The organism is Sphingomonas sp. H160509, from assembly GCF_024124765.2.
Lineage (GTDB): Bacteria > Pseudomonadota > Alphaproteobacteria > Sphingomonadales > Sphingomonadaceae > Sphingomonas.
Genome location: NZ_JAMXSR020000002.1, coordinates 1,969,214 through 1,983,191 on the forward strand (window position 1 = coordinate 1,969,214; position 13,978 = coordinate 1,983,191).

15 protein-coding genes, 1 tRNA gene and 2 pseudogenes are annotated in these 13,978 nt (G+C 63.3%); 15 read left to right on the plus strand and 3 right to left on the minus strand.

Features of this window, described 5'->3' with window-relative positions; all coding sequences use genetic code 11:
- The first annotated feature begins 400 nt into the window (after window positions 1-400).
- The 3 genes and pseudogenes from NHF48_RS11300 to NHF48_RS25975 form a co-directional block, all read left to right on the plus strand.
- Window positions 401-1,132, plus strand: a complete 732-nt coding sequence (locus NHF48_RS11300) for an alpha/beta hydrolase (RefSeq protein WP_253071172.1) — start codon at window positions 401-403, stop codon at window positions 1,130-1,132.
- A gap of 200 nt (window positions 1,133-1,332) precedes the next feature.
- Entirely contained in the window at window positions 1,333-1,539 is a 207-nt protein-coding gene (locus NHF48_RS11305) for a DUF1275 family protein (RefSeq protein WP_263816844.1), read from the plus strand.
- Window positions 1,540-1,582: 43 nt separating this feature from the next.
- A pseudogene (locus tag NHF48_RS25975) lies at window positions 1,583-1,918 on the plus strand (DUF1275 family protein); the annotation flags it as partial.
- Between the two features lie 111 nt (window positions 1,919-2,029).
- On the opposite strand, the gene NHF48_RS11310 reads toward NHF48_RS25975, so the two are convergent.
- The gene (locus tag NHF48_RS11310; protein WP_253071173.1) at window positions 2,030-2,362 is read right to left on the minus strand and encodes a hypothetical protein; all 333 of its coding nucleotides are present in this window, start codon (window positions 2,360-2,362) and stop codon (window positions 2,030-2,032) included.
- Between the two features lie 467 nt (window positions 2,363-2,829).
- On the opposite strand from NHF48_RS11310, the gene NHF48_RS11315 reads away from it, so the two are divergent.
- From NHF48_RS11315 to NHF48_RS11325, 3 genes are read left to right on the plus strand one after another with little or no spacing between them, the layout of a single operon-like run.
- Window positions 2,830-5,190, plus strand: coding sequence for an FdhF/YdeP family oxidoreductase (locus tag NHF48_RS11315; protein WP_253071174.1), 2,361 nt, complete (start codon window positions 2,830-2,832; stop codon window positions 5,188-5,190).
- A gap of 2 nt (window positions 5,191-5,192) precedes the next feature.
- Entirely contained in the window at window positions 5,193-5,492 is a 300-nt protein-coding gene (locus NHF48_RS11320; protein WP_253071175.1) for a formate/nitrite transporter family protein, read from the plus strand.
- Window positions 5,428-6,012, plus strand: coding sequence for a formate/nitrite transporter family protein (locus NHF48_RS11325; RefSeq protein ID WP_263816845.1), 585 nt, complete (start codon window positions 5,428-5,430; stop codon window positions 6,010-6,012). The genes NHF48_RS11320 and NHF48_RS11325 overlap by 65 nt, the downstream gene beginning before the upstream one ends.
- Before the next feature lie 137 nt (window positions 6,013-6,149).
- Here NHF48_RS11325 and NHF48_RS11330 read toward each other — a convergent pair.
- Window positions 6,150-6,239 (minus strand) — tRNA-Ser (locus NHF48_RS11330).
- A 155-nt stretch (window positions 6,240-6,394) separates the two neighbouring features.
- On the opposite strand from NHF48_RS11330, the gene hspQ reads away from it, so the two are divergent.
- The 4 genes from hspQ (at window position 6,395) to NHF48_RS11350 (ending at window position 8,388) form a co-directional block, all read left to right on the plus strand.
- Window positions 6,395-6,790 carry a heat shock protein HspQ gene (gene hspQ, locus NHF48_RS11335; RefSeq protein ID WP_253071177.1) on the plus strand — a complete coding sequence of 132 codons (396 nt, stop codon included), beginning with the start codon at window positions 6,395-6,397 and terminating at the stop codon, window positions 6,788-6,790.
- Between the two features lie 230 nt (window positions 6,791-7,020).
- Window positions 7,021-7,365 carry a 50S ribosomal protein L21 gene (gene rplU / locus NHF48_RS11340; protein ID WP_056065957.1) on the plus strand — a complete coding sequence of 115 codons (345 nt, stop codon included), beginning with the start codon at window positions 7,021-7,023 and terminating at the stop codon, window positions 7,363-7,365.
- 13 nt (window positions 7,366-7,378) lie between these two features.
- Complete coding sequence (gene rpmA, locus NHF48_RS11345; RefSeq protein WP_132738101.1) at window positions 7,379-7,669, plus strand: 50S ribosomal protein L27; 291 nt, start codon at window positions 7,379-7,381, stop codon at window positions 7,667-7,669.
- 173 nt (window positions 7,670-7,842) lie between these two features.
- On the plus strand, window positions 7,843-8,388 hold the full coding sequence (locus NHF48_RS11350) for a GNAT family N-acetyltransferase (RefSeq protein ID WP_253071178.1): 546 nt from the start codon (window positions 7,843-7,845) through the stop codon (window positions 8,386-8,388).
- Window positions 8,389-8,671: 283 nt separating this feature from the next.
- Here the strand turns inward: NHF48_RS11350 and NHF48_RS11355 are convergent, their stop codons facing one another.
- On the minus strand, window positions 8,672-9,541 hold the full coding sequence (locus tag NHF48_RS11355) for a metal-dependent hydrolase (RefSeq protein WP_253071179.1): 870 nt from the start codon (window positions 9,539-9,541) through the stop codon (window positions 8,672-8,674).
- Between the two features lie 63 nt (window positions 9,542-9,604).
- Here NHF48_RS11355 and NHF48_RS11360 point away from each other — a divergent pair, with 63 nt between their 5' ends.
- The 5 genes and pseudogenes from NHF48_RS11360 to NHF48_RS11380 all read left to right on the plus strand — a co-directional run bounded on the left by NHF48_RS11360 (window position 9,605) and on the right by NHF48_RS11380 (window position 13,883).
- Window positions 9,605-10,204 carry a TetR/AcrR family transcriptional regulator gene (locus tag NHF48_RS11360; RefSeq protein WP_056489557.1) on the plus strand — a complete coding sequence of 200 codons (600 nt, stop codon included), beginning with the start codon at window positions 9,605-9,607 and terminating at the stop codon, window positions 10,202-10,204.
- Window positions 10,205-10,282: 78 nt separating this feature from the next.
- Window positions 10,283-11,329: a GTPase ObgE gene (gene obgE, locus NHF48_RS11365; RefSeq protein ID WP_253071180.1), complete on the plus strand. Its 1,047-nt coding sequence runs from the start codon at window positions 10,283-10,285 to the stop codon at window positions 11,327-11,329.
- A gap of 152 nt (window positions 11,330-11,481) precedes the next feature.
- Window positions 11,482-12,585 (plus strand): annotated as a pseudogene (gene proB, locus NHF48_RS11370) (glutamate 5-kinase).
- A gap of 97 nt (window positions 12,586-12,682) precedes the next feature.
- Window positions 12,683-13,582, plus strand: a complete 900-nt coding sequence (locus NHF48_RS11375; protein WP_253071181.1) for an NAD-dependent epimerase/dehydratase family protein — start codon at window positions 12,683-12,685, stop codon at window positions 13,580-13,582.
- Between the two features lie 58 nt (window positions 13,583-13,640).
- On the plus strand, window positions 13,641-13,883 hold the full coding sequence (locus NHF48_RS11380; RefSeq protein WP_056055832.1) for an acyl carrier protein: 243 nt from the start codon (window positions 13,641-13,643) through the stop codon (window positions 13,881-13,883).
- Window positions 13,884-13,978: the final 95 nt, after the last annotated feature.

Sequence of the window (13,978 nt, forward strand, 5' to 3'; positions counted from 1 at the left end):
CACCGAGAGAGATGTACACCCCCACCGGACTCGTTCCGTTGCTGGAAACCCTACGCTGATACAAGATCGTGCTGACCGTATAATGAAATGCGTCGTTCCGAGGCGAACGACACGTATCGACGACGATCGGCACGAGATCGCCCTTTCATGCCTATCAATAGATTTTGCCTGATCACTATACAGGTTAGATTTTCAGATATGTTGATTGATATACCTTTGTATACTTGGGCAGCACCCGGACATTCTAATAGATGGAACCTATTAGCACGCATAACGGACGCAATCACACGCTTGCTAGTGATACCCACAACCGATACTTGGCCAAGAAAGATCATCCTCCATGAAATTCCGGTCCAAACTCGTGCTTGCAGCCAGTGCTTTACTGGCGACGACTCCAGCGGTGGCTAGCGCCGAAACCGTCAAGAACATCGTTCTTGTCCATGGCGCATGGGCGGATGGCTCGGGATGGAAACCGGTGTTCGATATCCTGACGCGCAAGGGCTATCACGTCACGATCGTTCAAGAACCGCTGACGGACTTTCATGCGGATGTCGCCGCAACCACGCGCATTCTGGCTGCCCAGGACGGGCCGACGATCCTCGTCGCGCATAGCTACGGAGGATCGGTTATCACCGTCGCGGGAATGGACTCGCACGTCGTGGGCCTGGTCTATGTCGCGGCACACGCGCCCGACGTCGGCGAGAACGAGGCCGCGATGGGTGCCAAGACGCCAAGTGCCTTGAAGAACTCGCCGGCAGCCACGCAAAAGACTGCGGACGGCTTCACGTATTTGACCCGGTCGATGTTCCCCGCATTCTTCGCTGCCGACCTGCCGCGCGAACAGGCCGTTTTCGAGGCGCAATCGCAGGTTCTGACGGCGGCAAGCGTCTTCACGACACCGATGACCGCCGCCGCATGGAGATCAAAGCCCAGTTGGGGCATCATTGCCGGATCGGACAAGATCATCAGTCCAGAATTGGAAGCATTCTACTATCGGCGCGCCAACAGCCACACCTCGACACTCGTGGGCGCCAGCCACTCGGTATACGAGTCTAGACCAAACGAAGTCGCAGCGGTTATCGAAGCGGCCGCGAAAGGCGCTTCAGGGAAGACGAGCGACGCCCGGCCTTGATAAGTGGCTTAGCGAGAAAACGTTCCTCGCGAAATCAGTTTGGCGGTTGCCATCATTCCGCTTGGTACAAGTCGCTCTTTGTCAGGCAGCAATACTGGTGCTGCACCATAGCGCGGTCGAGACTTACCACGATTTACGCCGTTGCTTCATGGCAGGAAAGTCTGAGCGGGTAATGCGATCGATCGCTGAGAAGCCACCAGATGCTGCAGACCGACGCCCCCCTTGATCCAGCCAAGGCGAGGTCCTCTCTTGGTCGCAGCAGAGTTGCCCTACCGCTGCTCGCGTTCGGGGCGGGTGCCGCAGATGCCTTTGCTTTCTCGATGTTGGGCGGAATCTTCACCGCGAACATGACTGGCAACGCCGTATTGGAAGCAATGTTCGAGCAACCGACTATGGCACGGTCTTGATCGACGCCTTTTCCGCAACAACTGGCTTCACCATTGCCCTTTCATTGGATTTCGGCTCACCCGTTCACGGCATGGCAACCCCGTCCATGCGGCACTAACGGCGGCGGCTGGATGCCATGTGATGGTAGCCCTGTTGTGGTGGTTTGGACCGCACACCCGCGGGTTCGTTTGCCTTCTGCTTTCTGGGTCCGCTGCTGGCATGGCCCTACAGACGGTTGCTGTGAAACGTGGCGGAGTCGAGCATGGCCCGCCAACGACGTATGTAACCGGTGTCCTGACGGATTTAGTACACGATATCGTCGACGGGAATGCTAGCTGGACGAACTCCCGATGGCTGCCGCTTGCCGCCTTGCCTTGCGGCGCAATCGCCGCTGTTCTGGTGACGACGGCGGCGCCCCTCACTGACGCCGCTCATCCCCACGCTGACTACTTTTGCGTGCATCGCGTTGATCTCGCGACATGTCGAGCCAGGACGGACGCCCCTCGGCCCTCAATCGCAATAGTCGTCGTAGACCTGATCGTCAGGGTCCCAATAGGGGCAGTTCTGATCGTCGCCGTACGGATAATATCCGCCATACCCGAGCAAGTTGACGCCAAATCCGTAACCCAGCGGATAGCCGGAATATCCACCATAGCCGTAACCCGGATAATAGCCGCGTCCATAGCCATCACGATACCCGTGCCCACCATGATATCCATGCCCCCCCGTTGGCAAATCCGTAGCCACCCCCAGGGTGGTATCCTCCACCGCCGGGCTGTCCACCATAGCCATGATTGCCACCACCATGGCCGTCACCACCGCCGCCGTGAAATCCTCCACCATCCGGCGCTCCCCCCGCGTGCGAACCACCGCCACCGTGCGAACCACCGCCACCATGCTGGGCCAGCGCTGGTGTTGCTATCAGAACCGCCAAACCGGATAAGGCGGCGAACAGGCCGTTGAATGTACGCATTTCCATTCCTTCATTTATCTCCCGATCGATCTACATAGGCAGTGCCGAACACCATAAACATGGAACGTGCTTCAGCTTTTCGTATAGTTGAATTAGTTCATACAGCGCCGGAATGTTTCTTCGCCAAACAATCGCGCAGGTATGTTCGCACATTACCGATGGCGGGATTCCATACTGGGTGCTTTAACTGATCGGCACGAGATTAGAACTAAACTGGTGGGACGCGAGAGTTTTTCCTTATCCGACCGGAAGAGTGCCGCACCAAGTACCCAAACGTTCGTATAGTGTCTTGAACGACATCATCGGCTCAAGGTCATCTTCAAACAGAGGATGTACCATGACCGAACGCCGTCCAGAGGGTATCCGAGAGTATGATGCGCCGGCCGGCGGCTGGGGATCGGTGCGGGCGCTGGCGCAGACGCTTCGACACCAGGACGTCGTCGTTCAGGGGATCAGTACGCTCCTGAAAGCGAACCAGCCGAACGGCTTCGACTGTCCCGGCTGCGCATGGCCCGACCCCAAGCATACGTCCTCGTTCGAATTCTGCGAGAACGGCGCAAAGGCCGTCACATGGGAGTCGACCGCACGTCGCATCGGTCCCGACTTCTTCGCGGAGCATACGGTCGCCGAACTCTGGGAGCGGTCCGACCATTGGCTAGAAGATCAGGGCCGCGTCACTCACCCGATGCGCTACGATGCCGCGACCGACCATTATCTGCCGATATCGTGGGACGCTGCGCTGGCGGAAATCGGTGCCGGACTGAGCGCGGTCGGCGATCCGGACCAAGTCGAGTTCTATACCTCGGGACGGACATCGAACGAAGCAGCGTTCCTGTTCCAGCTGTTCGCCCGGCTATACGGTACGAACAACTTCCCCGACTGCTCGAACATGTGTCACGAGGCGACGTCTGTCGGCCTCCCGAAGTCGATCGGCATCGGCAAAGCCACAGTCACGCTCGAGGATTTCGACGCTGCCGACCTGATCATCTCGATGGGCCACAATCCTGGCACCAACCATCTGCGGATGATGACACCCCTGCGCGATGCGTCCCGCAGGGGTGCGACGATCCTGGTCTTCAATCCGCTGAAGGAACGAGCGCTCGAACGGTTCGCGGCACCGCAATCGCCGATCGAAATGGCGACATACTCGTCGACGCCTATCGCGACGACATATCTTCAGGTGAAGGTCGGTGGCGATGCCGCAGCACTGAAGGGCGTCTGCAAGGCGCTGGTGGCAATGGATATCGCGGCTCGGGCGAACGACACCGCACCGGTTCTCGATCACGCCTTCATCGCTGGCCATACAGCGGGATTCGAGACGTACGCCGCGGATCTCGCGGCGACAGACTGGGCAGCGGTCGAACGCGCGAGCGGATTGCGTCGCGCCGATCTCGAGATGGTCGCCGTCGCCTATGCCAAGGCTGACGCGACCATTCTCTGCTACGGCATGGGGATCACGCAACACCGGACCGGTACTGAAAATGTGCAGCAGATCGCCAATCTGCTGCTGCTCAAGGGTAATATAGGCCGGGCAGGCGCCGGCATTTGTCCGCTTCGTGGACATTCGAACGTGCAAGGCGATCGTACGGTCGGCATCACCGAAAAGCCGTCGACCGCCTTCCTGGACCGGATGGCCGATGTCTTCGACTTCGAACCGCCGCGGCGGCACGGCCATTCGGTCGTCGAGGCGATCCAGGCCATGCTGGATGGCCGGTCCAAGGCGATCGTCTGCCTCGGCGGCAATCTGGCGGTGGCGGCATCCGATCCTCAAGCCTGCTTCAAGGCGTTCAGGCGCCTCGAACTGTCCGTCCACATCACGACCAAGCTCAACCGCACGCACCTGCTGACGGGGCGGGCGACCTACATCCTGCCCTGCCTTGGTCGTACGGAGGCGGATCTCCAGGCGACGGGGCCACAGGCGGTGACGGTGGAAGACTCCATGTCGATGGTGCATGCCTCGCGCGGGTTTCTGAAACCGGCCGGCGACCAGCTTCGCTCCGAGCCGGCGATCATCGCCGGGATTGCCAAGGCAACGGTCGGATCGCGAGCACGGGTCGACTGGGATGCGCTGGCCGGGGACTACGCCTTGATCCGGGAGGACATCGAAAAGGTCTTTCCCGAATTCGAGGCCTTCAACGATCGGATCCGGACACCTGGTGGGTTCCAACTGCCGAACTCGGCGGCAATGCGGGTGTGGAAGACGAAGACCGGCAAGGCCAATTTCCTGATCTTCGACGGACTGGAGGAAGATGCGCTTGTGTCGGAACCCGACGTCCTGCGACTGACGACGCTTCGATCGCACGATCAGTACAATACGACGATCTATGGACTCGACGACCGGTATCGCGGGGTGTTCGGCCGTCGCGATATCCTTTTCATGGGCACGACGGACATCGAACGGTTGGGGTTCGCCGAGGGTGACGTCGTCGATCTCTGGACCGCGCTGGATCATGCCCGACCTGACCGGGTCGTGCGCAATCTCACGATCGTCCGCTATGCTCTGCCCGACGGATGCTGCGCGTCCTATTATCCCGAGACGCAGCCGCTGATCGCGCTGGACCACAGCGATCCGCAAAGCCTGACGCCGTCCTACAAATCCGTGCCTGTCCGCCTGACGCGGTCCGCCGGGACCGAAGAACCGGACCGAATAGTGGGCCACGCCGGCGTATCGGGTCGCACCGTCAGCAAGGATCTTTGAGCATGTATCAGCCCAGCATCGTCCATTTCGCCGAGTTGGCCAAGGAAAAGGCGGCTGGCCTCAACCGCTCGCCCGTCGGCTTTTTCATCGGCGCCATGCTCGCCGGCAGCTATATCGGCATCGCCATGATCTTGTCGCTCAGCGCGGCTGCCGGGGTCCCGCCGGGCGTCCGGCCGCTGCTGATGGGAGCGGTGTTCGGCATCGGCCTGATCCCTTACTGTATTCGCGGGAGCCGAGTTGTTCACGGGTTACGTGATGTATGTAGGCTTCGGCCTCGCACGACGCAGCATTTCCTGGAATGATGCAATTCGCCTGATGATAGTGGTGTGGATGGGGAACCTTGCGGGTGCCTTGGTCCTCGCGGCCATATTCTCTGCAGGCGGCGGCGGCGCGATCTTTGCGGCGGGTGCGGAAAATCTGCACGCCTATGTCGCACACAAGGTCGAAGCCAGCGCGATGGCGCTCATTGCCAGGGGCATCCTCTGCAATTGGCTCGTGTGCCTCGCGCTTTGGACTGCGGTGCGGGTCGAGGGCGATACAGCCAAAATGGTGGCGCTGTCGTGGACGCTCTTCGCGTTCGTCACTGCTGGGTTCGAGCATTCCGTCGCGAACATGACGGCCTTGAGCCTTGGTCTCTTCGTTCCGGCAGCCACGATCGATCTCGTAGGCGCGGCACGAAACCTGCTGCTGGTGACCGTTGGTAACGTCGTTGGTGGCGTCGTATTTGTCACCGGCGCGTACCTCGCCGCCGCGCGAACCGATCCAGCGGGACGTCCCCAGCATGACGTAGGCCCACTACCTGTGTCGGCGCGCACCGGTTGAGTACGAACGTCACGCTTATCACGCGGATCACTCCGGCAAATACTGCTACACTTGAAAGACCGGCCCAGTCTGCACGGCACGCCCGTTGGCGATCACACGGAACTACGCCCTTTCAGGGCCGTACTTGAATAGGTAAATGGCGGAGAGGGTGGGATTCGAACCCACGGTACCCTCGCGGGTACGCCGCATTTCGAGTGCGGTACGTTCGACCACTCTGCCACCTCTCCGCAGGTCATCCGAAGCTCTGCGAACAGCGCCTCCGATCGGTCGAAGCGCGGCCTCTAATGAAAGGGCCCCAGCGATGCAAGAGGGTTTTGGAGCTCGAAGCGCCGCTCGACGCGTTTTCCTTGTGCGGCGCAAAACAAACCCTAAATTGGCCGATATGCCCCGACACGACAGTATCGCTCACGACATCACCCGCCCGATCGTGCCCGCCGAGGTGGTCGCACCGCCGATCTCGCACGCAAATTTCTCGATCGGCGACGTCGTGCGGCATCGGCTGTTCGATTTTCGCGGGGTGATCTTCGACGTCGATCCCGTGTTTGCGAACAGCGACGAATGGTATGCGGCGATCCCCGAGGACATCCGTCCGCGCAAGGACCAGCCTTTCTACCATCTGCTCGCGGAGAACATGGAGTCGAGCTACGTCGCCTATGTGAGCCAGCAGAACCTGGTGCCGGACGATAGCGACGAGCCGGTCGACCATCCGGCGATCGATGGGCTGTTCAGTGAATATGCGGATGGTCGGTACGCGCTGCGGCAGGTTCATCGGCACTAAGGGCGAATCACTTTGATCCAGTGAAGTTTGTTCTCCCGCGAAGACGGGCGGCCAGTCTGGGCCCCGCCTTCGCGGGGAAAATCTTGTGCAGTTGTGGTGGACGACCCTACGCGCCCCCTCTTTCCCGCCCCTTCGCGGTTGACAACTCTCCCCCCCTCGCTTAGCTGCCCGGCTTCTTCCGGCGGACCCTGCGTTCGTGGGATACACGTATTTGGAAAGTGACAAGGGCCATGTTCGCAGTCGTGCGCACGGGCGGCAAGCAGTATCGCGTCGCCGCCGGAGATAAGATCGTCATCGAGAAGATCGAGGGCGATGCAGGTGCGTCGGTGACGCTGGGTGACGTTTTGCTGGCGGGCGAAGGCTCCGAGCTGCGGTCCGTCGAGGGCTTCGTCGTCGCTGCAGAGATCATCGCGCAGGCGAAGGCGGACAAGGTCATCGTCTTCAAGAAGCGTCGTCGTCATAACTATCGTCGTAAGAACGGCCATCGCCAGCAGCATACGATCCTGAAGATCGTCAGCGTTGGTGGCCAGACCGCCAAGCAGACCGAGGCTGATGCCCCGGCCGCTCAGGCATAAGGAGTAGCTTCAGATGGCACATAAGAAAGCAGGCGGCTCTTCGCGCAACGGTCGCGATTCGGCCGGTCGTCGCCTCGGCGTCAAGAAGTTCGGTGGCCAGGCGTGCGTCGCCGGCAACATCCTCGTGCGTCAGCGCGGGACGAAGTTCTACCCGGGCACGAACGTCGGCATCGGTACCGACCACACGCTGTTCGCGCTGGTCGATGGCCGCGTCGTGTTCAGCCAGGGCAAACTCGGTCGCAAGTTCTGCTCGGTCGAGCTGGCAGCGAACGACACGGCAGAGATGCCGGTAGCAGCCGAATAACATCGGGTAACCATCCGGGTTGCCCACCAGGGTGACCCGGGTCGCGAAAGCGAACCTGAATAAGGGAGACGGGTCACCCCGGCTCCCTTTTTATTGCTCCCTCCACGCGGCTGTCGCGGTCCCGTCATCCCGACGTGGCATGCGCGCAGCCAATGACGCGATAGGAGAGAGCCGTGTTCGCGCGCACCAAGAGACTGACATTGCGGCCGGGTTGGCCGGAAGATGCGCCTGCATTGGCGCGGGCGATCGGCCATGAGTCGGTGGTCGCCAAGCTGGCGCGGGCGCCCTGGCCGTATGCGCTGGGGGATGCCGAGGCGTTTCTGGCGCAGCCGCGTGGGCCACATGATCCCCATTTCATGATCGAAGCGATGGAAGCGGGTACGCCGCGACTCGTCGGCGGGATCGGTATCCGCGCGGCGGATGCGGGGCATGAGCTTGGCTATTGGCTGGCGCCGGATGCCTGGGGCCGCGGGTATGCTACCGAGGCTGGTGAAGCCGTGGTGGCGATGGCGCGGCATGCGCTTGGTTTGCGGCGGCTGGATGCGTTTCATTTTGTCGATAACCCGGCGTCGGGGCGCGTGCTGGCTAAGCTCGGGTTTCGGCCGACTGGGCGGGTTGAGGCTCGGACCTCGCGCGGGCGTGGGGGTGAGGCTCCTGCGGTGATGTTCGAGCTGGATTTGGATAACGACCGATGTGCGCCGATGCCTTTGGCGGCGTAAGTCGGAGATTCGCTACCCTCTAAAGGTACGCCACCCCGGCGAAGGCCGGGGCCCAGTTGGGGGACGTCTCTAACAGAGGATATCCCTCCGTTACTGCAACCTTTCCAACTGGGCCCCGGCCTTCGCCGGGGTGGGGTGTATGTTTAGGCGGGCAGTTGCTCTTCACTAACTGTTCCCCCCGCGAAGGCGGGGCTCCAGGAATCACAGGCGGTGTCGTTTGGTATCCTGGGCTCCCGCCTTCGCGGGAGAACTAGGAGGGAAGGGAGAATTCGAAGCCCAAGGCTCAGGCCACCGCGACCACCCGCTTCGCCGATGGCAGAACCGCCGCCTCATACTCGCTCTCCGCCAAGCCGATCAGCGCGCGGTCGTCGTGCTTCCACGGATGGAAGCCCGGCAGGAAATACGCGGCCCAGACGCCCGCGATCTTGCGCGCCATCCCCGGGTTGCCGAACGCGTACCACGCCATCCGCGCCCAGACGCGAGGCCCGGTCAGCCCGTCCTGCCGCAACAATTCCGCCATACCCCTCGCGCGACCGGTGAAGAAGCGCCACGTCGTGATCAGCATCACCAGCGACTTCACCCGCCAGCGCGTGAAGCGCGGCCAATCGCGAGTTGCGTGCAGCCATGTGTCGTAGGCGACACCCTTGTGCTCGATCTCCTCGGCGGCATGCCATAGCCAGAGCGCCGCCGCCTGCTGGTCGCCACCCGCGAGGTGTTTCGGATTCGCGATCAGTTCGTGCGCCAGCATCGCGGTAAAATGCTCGAGCGCGGTGGTGGCGGCGAGGCTCGCGATCTCGGGGCGGCCCTTGGTCAGCGCCAGTGCCGCATCGACATCCACGATTAGCGGCGCGACGTCATAGCCCTGGTCGGTGACGTGCCGGTTGAACGCGACGTGCTCGCGGGTGTGGATCACCTCCTGCTTGATGAAGGCGTTGATCTCGGCATGGAGTTTCGGCGGCGTGCCTTCGCGAAACTTCCGGACGCTGTCGACGAAATAGCCTTCGCCCTTCGGAAACGTCACCGACAGCGCGTTGTAGAACGCGGTCGCAATGGGATCGTCGTTCAGCCACCAACGGCGAATCGCGGCACCGCGGCCGAAGCGGCGGTCGCGCGGGGTGATCGTCAGATCGGCAGGCGTGGTTGCTTTCGCCACGGAAACCTCCAAACAGGAATGAACACTCGTTACTTACATTGATGTAAATAGGTTTCCCGGTCCGTGACGTCAACACCGCGCAAGCGCCTCTCCCCCACCGAATCGCGTGAAGCTGCCGTCGAGGCTGCGCGGGCCCTGCTCGTCGAGAGCGGTCCCAGCGCCGTCACACTCAAGGCCGTGGCAGGCCGCGTCGGGCGGACGCATGCCAATCTCCTGCATCATTTCGGCTCGGCGGAGGCGCTGCATACCGCGCTGATCACGCGGATGGCGGCGGACATCGTCGGGACGATCGGCGCGGCGGTGCTGCGCGTGCGGGCGGGCGAGCTCGACCCGCGCGAGGTGGTGGAGATGACCTTCGATGCATTCGGCAAGGGCGGCGCGGGGGCGCTGGCGAGCTGGATGATCCTGTCGGGCAATACCAACGCGCTCGATCCGATCCTGACCGCGATCCACGATCTCGTCGACGAACTGGCGGAGGGCGACATGCCCGGCGACCAGCCTATCCAGGAACAGACGTTGACGCTGGTGCTGATGGCGCTCGGCGACGCACTGATGGGGGCACCGATGGCGCGCGCGCTCGGGCTGCCGGTCGGCAAGGCACGCGAACTGGCGCTTGACGCACTGCTCGCCAGCAAGGACGCCGCCGCCCCTCCCCGCTGCTGAGCGGGTCGAACCAGAGGGCAAATCGCGAGCCGAATCGCAGAGGGTGGAGATTTTCGCCAATTTCGCTATGGGGCGGCGATGCATTTTCTAGACCAAGCCAAGATCTACGTACGTTCGGGTGAGGGCGGCCCCGGTGCCGTCAGCTTCCGCCGCGAGAAATATATCGAATATGGCGGCCCCGATGGCGGCAATGGCGGCAAGGGCGGCGACATCGTGTTCGAATGCATCGCCGGCCTGAACACGCTGATCGACTTCCGCTACACGCAGCATTTCCGCGCGCCGCGCGGCTCGGGCGGGTCGGGTTCGAACCGCACCGGCGCGGGCGGCAAGGACCTCGTCATCCGCGTTCCGCTCGGCACGCAGGTGCTGGCCGAGGATAAGGAAGAGGTGCTGATCGACTTCACCGAGGTCGGCCAGCGCGAAGTGCTGTTCCGCGGCGGCGACGGCGGGCGCGGCAATGCGAGCTACAAGACCTCGACCAACCGCACCCCGCGCCAGCACGGTACCGGCTGGCCGTTCGGCGAGGCGTGGGTCTGGCTGCGGCTGAAACTGCTCGCCGACGCGGGCCTCGTGGGGCTGCCGAATGCGGGCAAGTCGACCTTCATCAACCAGGTGACGAACGCGCAGGCCAAGGTCGGCGAATATGCCTTCACGACGACGCGTCCGCAGCTGGGCGTGGTGCGCCACAAGCAGCGCGAGTTCGTGGTCGCGGATATTCCGGGGCTGATCCAGGGCGCGGCCGAAGGTGCGGGGATCGGCGACCGGTTCCTCGGGCATATCGAGCGGTGCCGGGTGCTGCTGCATCTGGTCGATGCGAACGACCGTGACGTGGCCGAATCGTACCGGATCGTGCGCGACGAGCTGGAGAATTACGGCGAGGGGCTCACCGACAAGAAGGTGATCGTCGCGCTGAACAAGATCGACATGCTCGATCCGGAACTGATCGCGGCGCTGTCGGCGGAACTGGCCGAAGCCAGCGGTGCCGAGGTGATGGCGATTTCGGGGGCGAGTGGCGCTGGCATCGAGGCAGTGCTGGACCAGCTGATCGAGGCGATTGGGCCGGCGCCGGGCGCGGCGAAGGAACTGGAAGAAGGCGAAGTGCCGGTCGCATGGTCGCCGCTGTAGGCGCCGTCTTGGCCCCTCTCCCCGCGGGGAGAGGGGTTGGCTTTCGATTTCTCCCCACCCGCTTGCGGGAGGGGGTCGGGGGGAGGGCTTTCTTGCCGACAGGTCACGCCCGCCCCTCCCCTAACCCCCTCCCGCAAGCGGGAGGGGAATGCATGATGTTTCCACCGTCGTCTTGCCCCCGGCTGATCGTGAAGATCGGATCGGCGTTGCTGGTCGATCGTGATGGGAGCGTTCGGCGGGAGTGGCTGACCGGTCTCGTTGCCGACATTGCCGCCCGGACTGGTGAAGGCCAGCAGGTCGCGATCGTGTCCTCCGGTGCGATCGCGCTCGGCGCGCGGCGGCTCGGCTTGTCGAAGGGCGGCCGAGCAAGTCTTGAAGACGCGCAGGCTGCGGCGGCCACGGGCCAGATCGCGCTCAGTCAAGTCTGGGCCGAACTGCTCGCCGCGCAGGGGCTTAACGCGGCGCAGATCCTCGTCACGCTGGACGACCTCGAAGACCGCCGCCGCTATCTCAACGCCGCGGCCACGCTCAACCGGCTGCTGTCGCTAAAAGTCGTGCCCGTCATCAACGAAAACGACAGCGTTGCGACCGCGGAAATCCGGTTCGGCGACAATGACCGCCTCGCCGCGCGCGTGGCGCAAGCCGCCAGCGCGCAGGGCGTTATCCTGCTGTCCGACGTCGATGGGCTCTACACCGCCAATCCGCATGTCGATCCGTCCGCGACTCATATTGCTAGCGTAGGCCGGATCGATGCGGTTGCGGGGATGGCGGACGACGGGTCGGGCTCGGGGATGGGTTCGGGCGGGATGGCCTCGAAGATCGCCGCGGCGCGGATAGCGACCGGCGCTGGTATTCCGCTGGCGATCGCGTCGGGGCGGATCGAGCATCCGCTGTCCACCCCCTGCCCGTCATACGATCTTTACGGCCGAGCGGACGGCGTCTGCACGGAAGGCTTGGCTGGCGGGGGGGCTGACCGCGAAGGGGGGCGATTCATGTCGATGCGGGAGCCGCGGCTGCGCTTGGACGGGGGGCGGAGTTTGCTCGCCACGGGCGCGACACGGATCGACGGCGGTTTCACGCGGGGCGACCTCGTGACGATCGAAGGGCCGGCCGGGACTGTCGCGCGGGGCCTTGCGGAGTATGACGCGGCGGACACAGCACGCCTGCTCGGACGTCATAGCGACGATCATGCGGCCATCCTCGGCTACGCTCCAAGATCCGCACTCGTGCACCGCAATCACCTAGCGCTCGTATGATGGGCCGCACCTTGTTCACCCGCGAAGGCGGGTGCCCAGACTGGGCACCCGCCTTCGCGGGTGAACATACTTCTACTGCTACCTCGGGAGCGCCGTCATGATCTTGGCAATCACCGGCGGCACCGGGTTCGTCGGCAGCCATTTGATCGATCATGCGCTGGAGACGGGGCACACGGTTCGTGCGCTCGCGCGGAAGCCACAGGCCAAGCGCATCGGCGTGACTTGGATCGAAGGTGCGCTCGATCGTCCCAAGAGCCTCGCGACCTTGGTCGAAGGCGCGGACGTGGTGATCCACGTTGCCGGTGTCGTCAACGCGGCCAACCGTGCGGGCTTTGCCGAGGGCAACGTCGCCGGCACCGAAGGCATCCTTCAGGCGACGCGAGCGGCCGGCATTCGCCGCTTCGTCCACGTCTCCTCGCTCGCCGCGCGCGAGTCGACGCTGTCGAACTACGGCTGGTCGAAGGCCGAAGCGGAGACGCGCGTCCAGACATCGGGGTTGGACTGGACCATCGTCCGCCCACCCGCGATCTTTGGTCCGCGCGATCATGATATTCTCGATCTCTTCAAGGCGGCCCGGTCGGGGTATCTGCCGATGCCCCCGGCAGGCACGCGCGTCTCGCTGCTATATGTCGAGGACCTGACCACGCTGTTGCTCGCGCTCGCCGAAAGTGCTGACGCGCCGTCTATCATGGAGCCCGACGACGGGGTGCCGAACGGCTGGGACAACCGCGACTTCGCACGCGCGATCGGCGTCGCGGTCGGCAAGCCGATAAAGGTGATCTCCACGCCCCGGGCCATCATGACGCTCGCCTCCGCCGCCGACCGGCTCATCCGGCGCGGCAAGGCCAAGCTCACGCGCGACCGGGTGAGCTATTTCTGCCACCCCGACTGGGTCTCGCACAAGCCGCCGCCGGCCGCGCTGTGGACGCCGTCCGTTCCGACCCCGCAGGCGCTCGCGCAAACCGCGGCGTGGTATCGCGCCGCCGGGCTGCTATAGCGCCGAAAAGCCGCCGCAATTCCCTGTCAGGACTGCGCCGACACTCGGAAGGATTACGATGAGCGACCGCCAGCAGATCTACGATACCGTCACCGCGCAGATCGAGCCGTTCAACAAGAAGGGCGTCGCCCTCGCCGATGCGACGACGTTCCAGGGCGACCTCGAGTGGGACAGCCTGACCGTCATGGATTTCGTCGCCGCGATCGAGGACGAATTCGACATCATCATCACGATGAACATGCAGGCCGAGATCGAGACGGTCGGCCAGCTGGTCGACGCGGTCGCGAAGTTGAAGGCCTGACCCCCCTTGCCGTTCGTGCCGAGTAGGGATCGAGCGTAGCCGAGAGCCCGTATCGAGGTACATGTCCTTCGATACGCCATCTCGACACGCTCGAC

Bases quoted from the DNA above. Each gene is read 5' to 3' on its own strand.
- NHF48_RS11380 (WP_056055832.1), top strand. From the start codon at position 13,641: ATGAGCGACCGCCAGCAGATCTACGATACCGTCACCGCGCAGATCGAG.
- hspQ (WP_253071177.1), top strand. From the start codon at position 6,395: ATGCCCCGACACGACAGTATCGCTCACGACATCACCCGCCCGATCGTG.
- NHF48_RS11320 (WP_253071175.1), top strand. From the start codon at position 5,193: ATGTATCAGCCCAGCATCGTCCATTTCGCCGAGTTGGCCAAGGAAAAG.
- NHF48_RS11315 (WP_253071174.1), top strand. From the start codon at position 2,830: ATGACCGAACGCCGTCCAGAGGGTATCCGAGAGTATGATGCGCCGGCC.
- obgE (WP_253071180.1), top strand. From the start codon at position 10,283: ATGCATTTTCTAGACCAAGCCAAGATCTACGTACGTTCGGGTGAGGGC.
- rplU (WP_056065957.1), top strand. From the start codon at position 7,021: ATGTTCGCAGTCGTGCGCACGGGCGGCAAGCAGTATCGCGTCGCCGCC.
- rpmA (WP_132738101.1), top strand. From the start codon at position 7,379: ATGGCACATAAGAAAGCAGGCGGCTCTTCGCGCAACGGTCGCGATTCG.
- NHF48_RS11305 (WP_263816844.1), top strand. From the start codon at position 1,333: ATGCTGCAGACCGACGCCCCCCTTGATCCAGCCAAGGCGAGGTCCTCT.
- NHF48_RS11375 (WP_253071181.1), top strand. From the start codon at position 12,683: ATGATCTTGGCAATCACCGGCGGCACCGGGTTCGTCGGCAGCCATTTG.
- NHF48_RS11310 (WP_253071173.1), bottom strand. From the start codon at position 2,362: ATGGTGGAGGATTTCACGGCGGCGGTGGTGACGGCCATGGTGGTGGCA.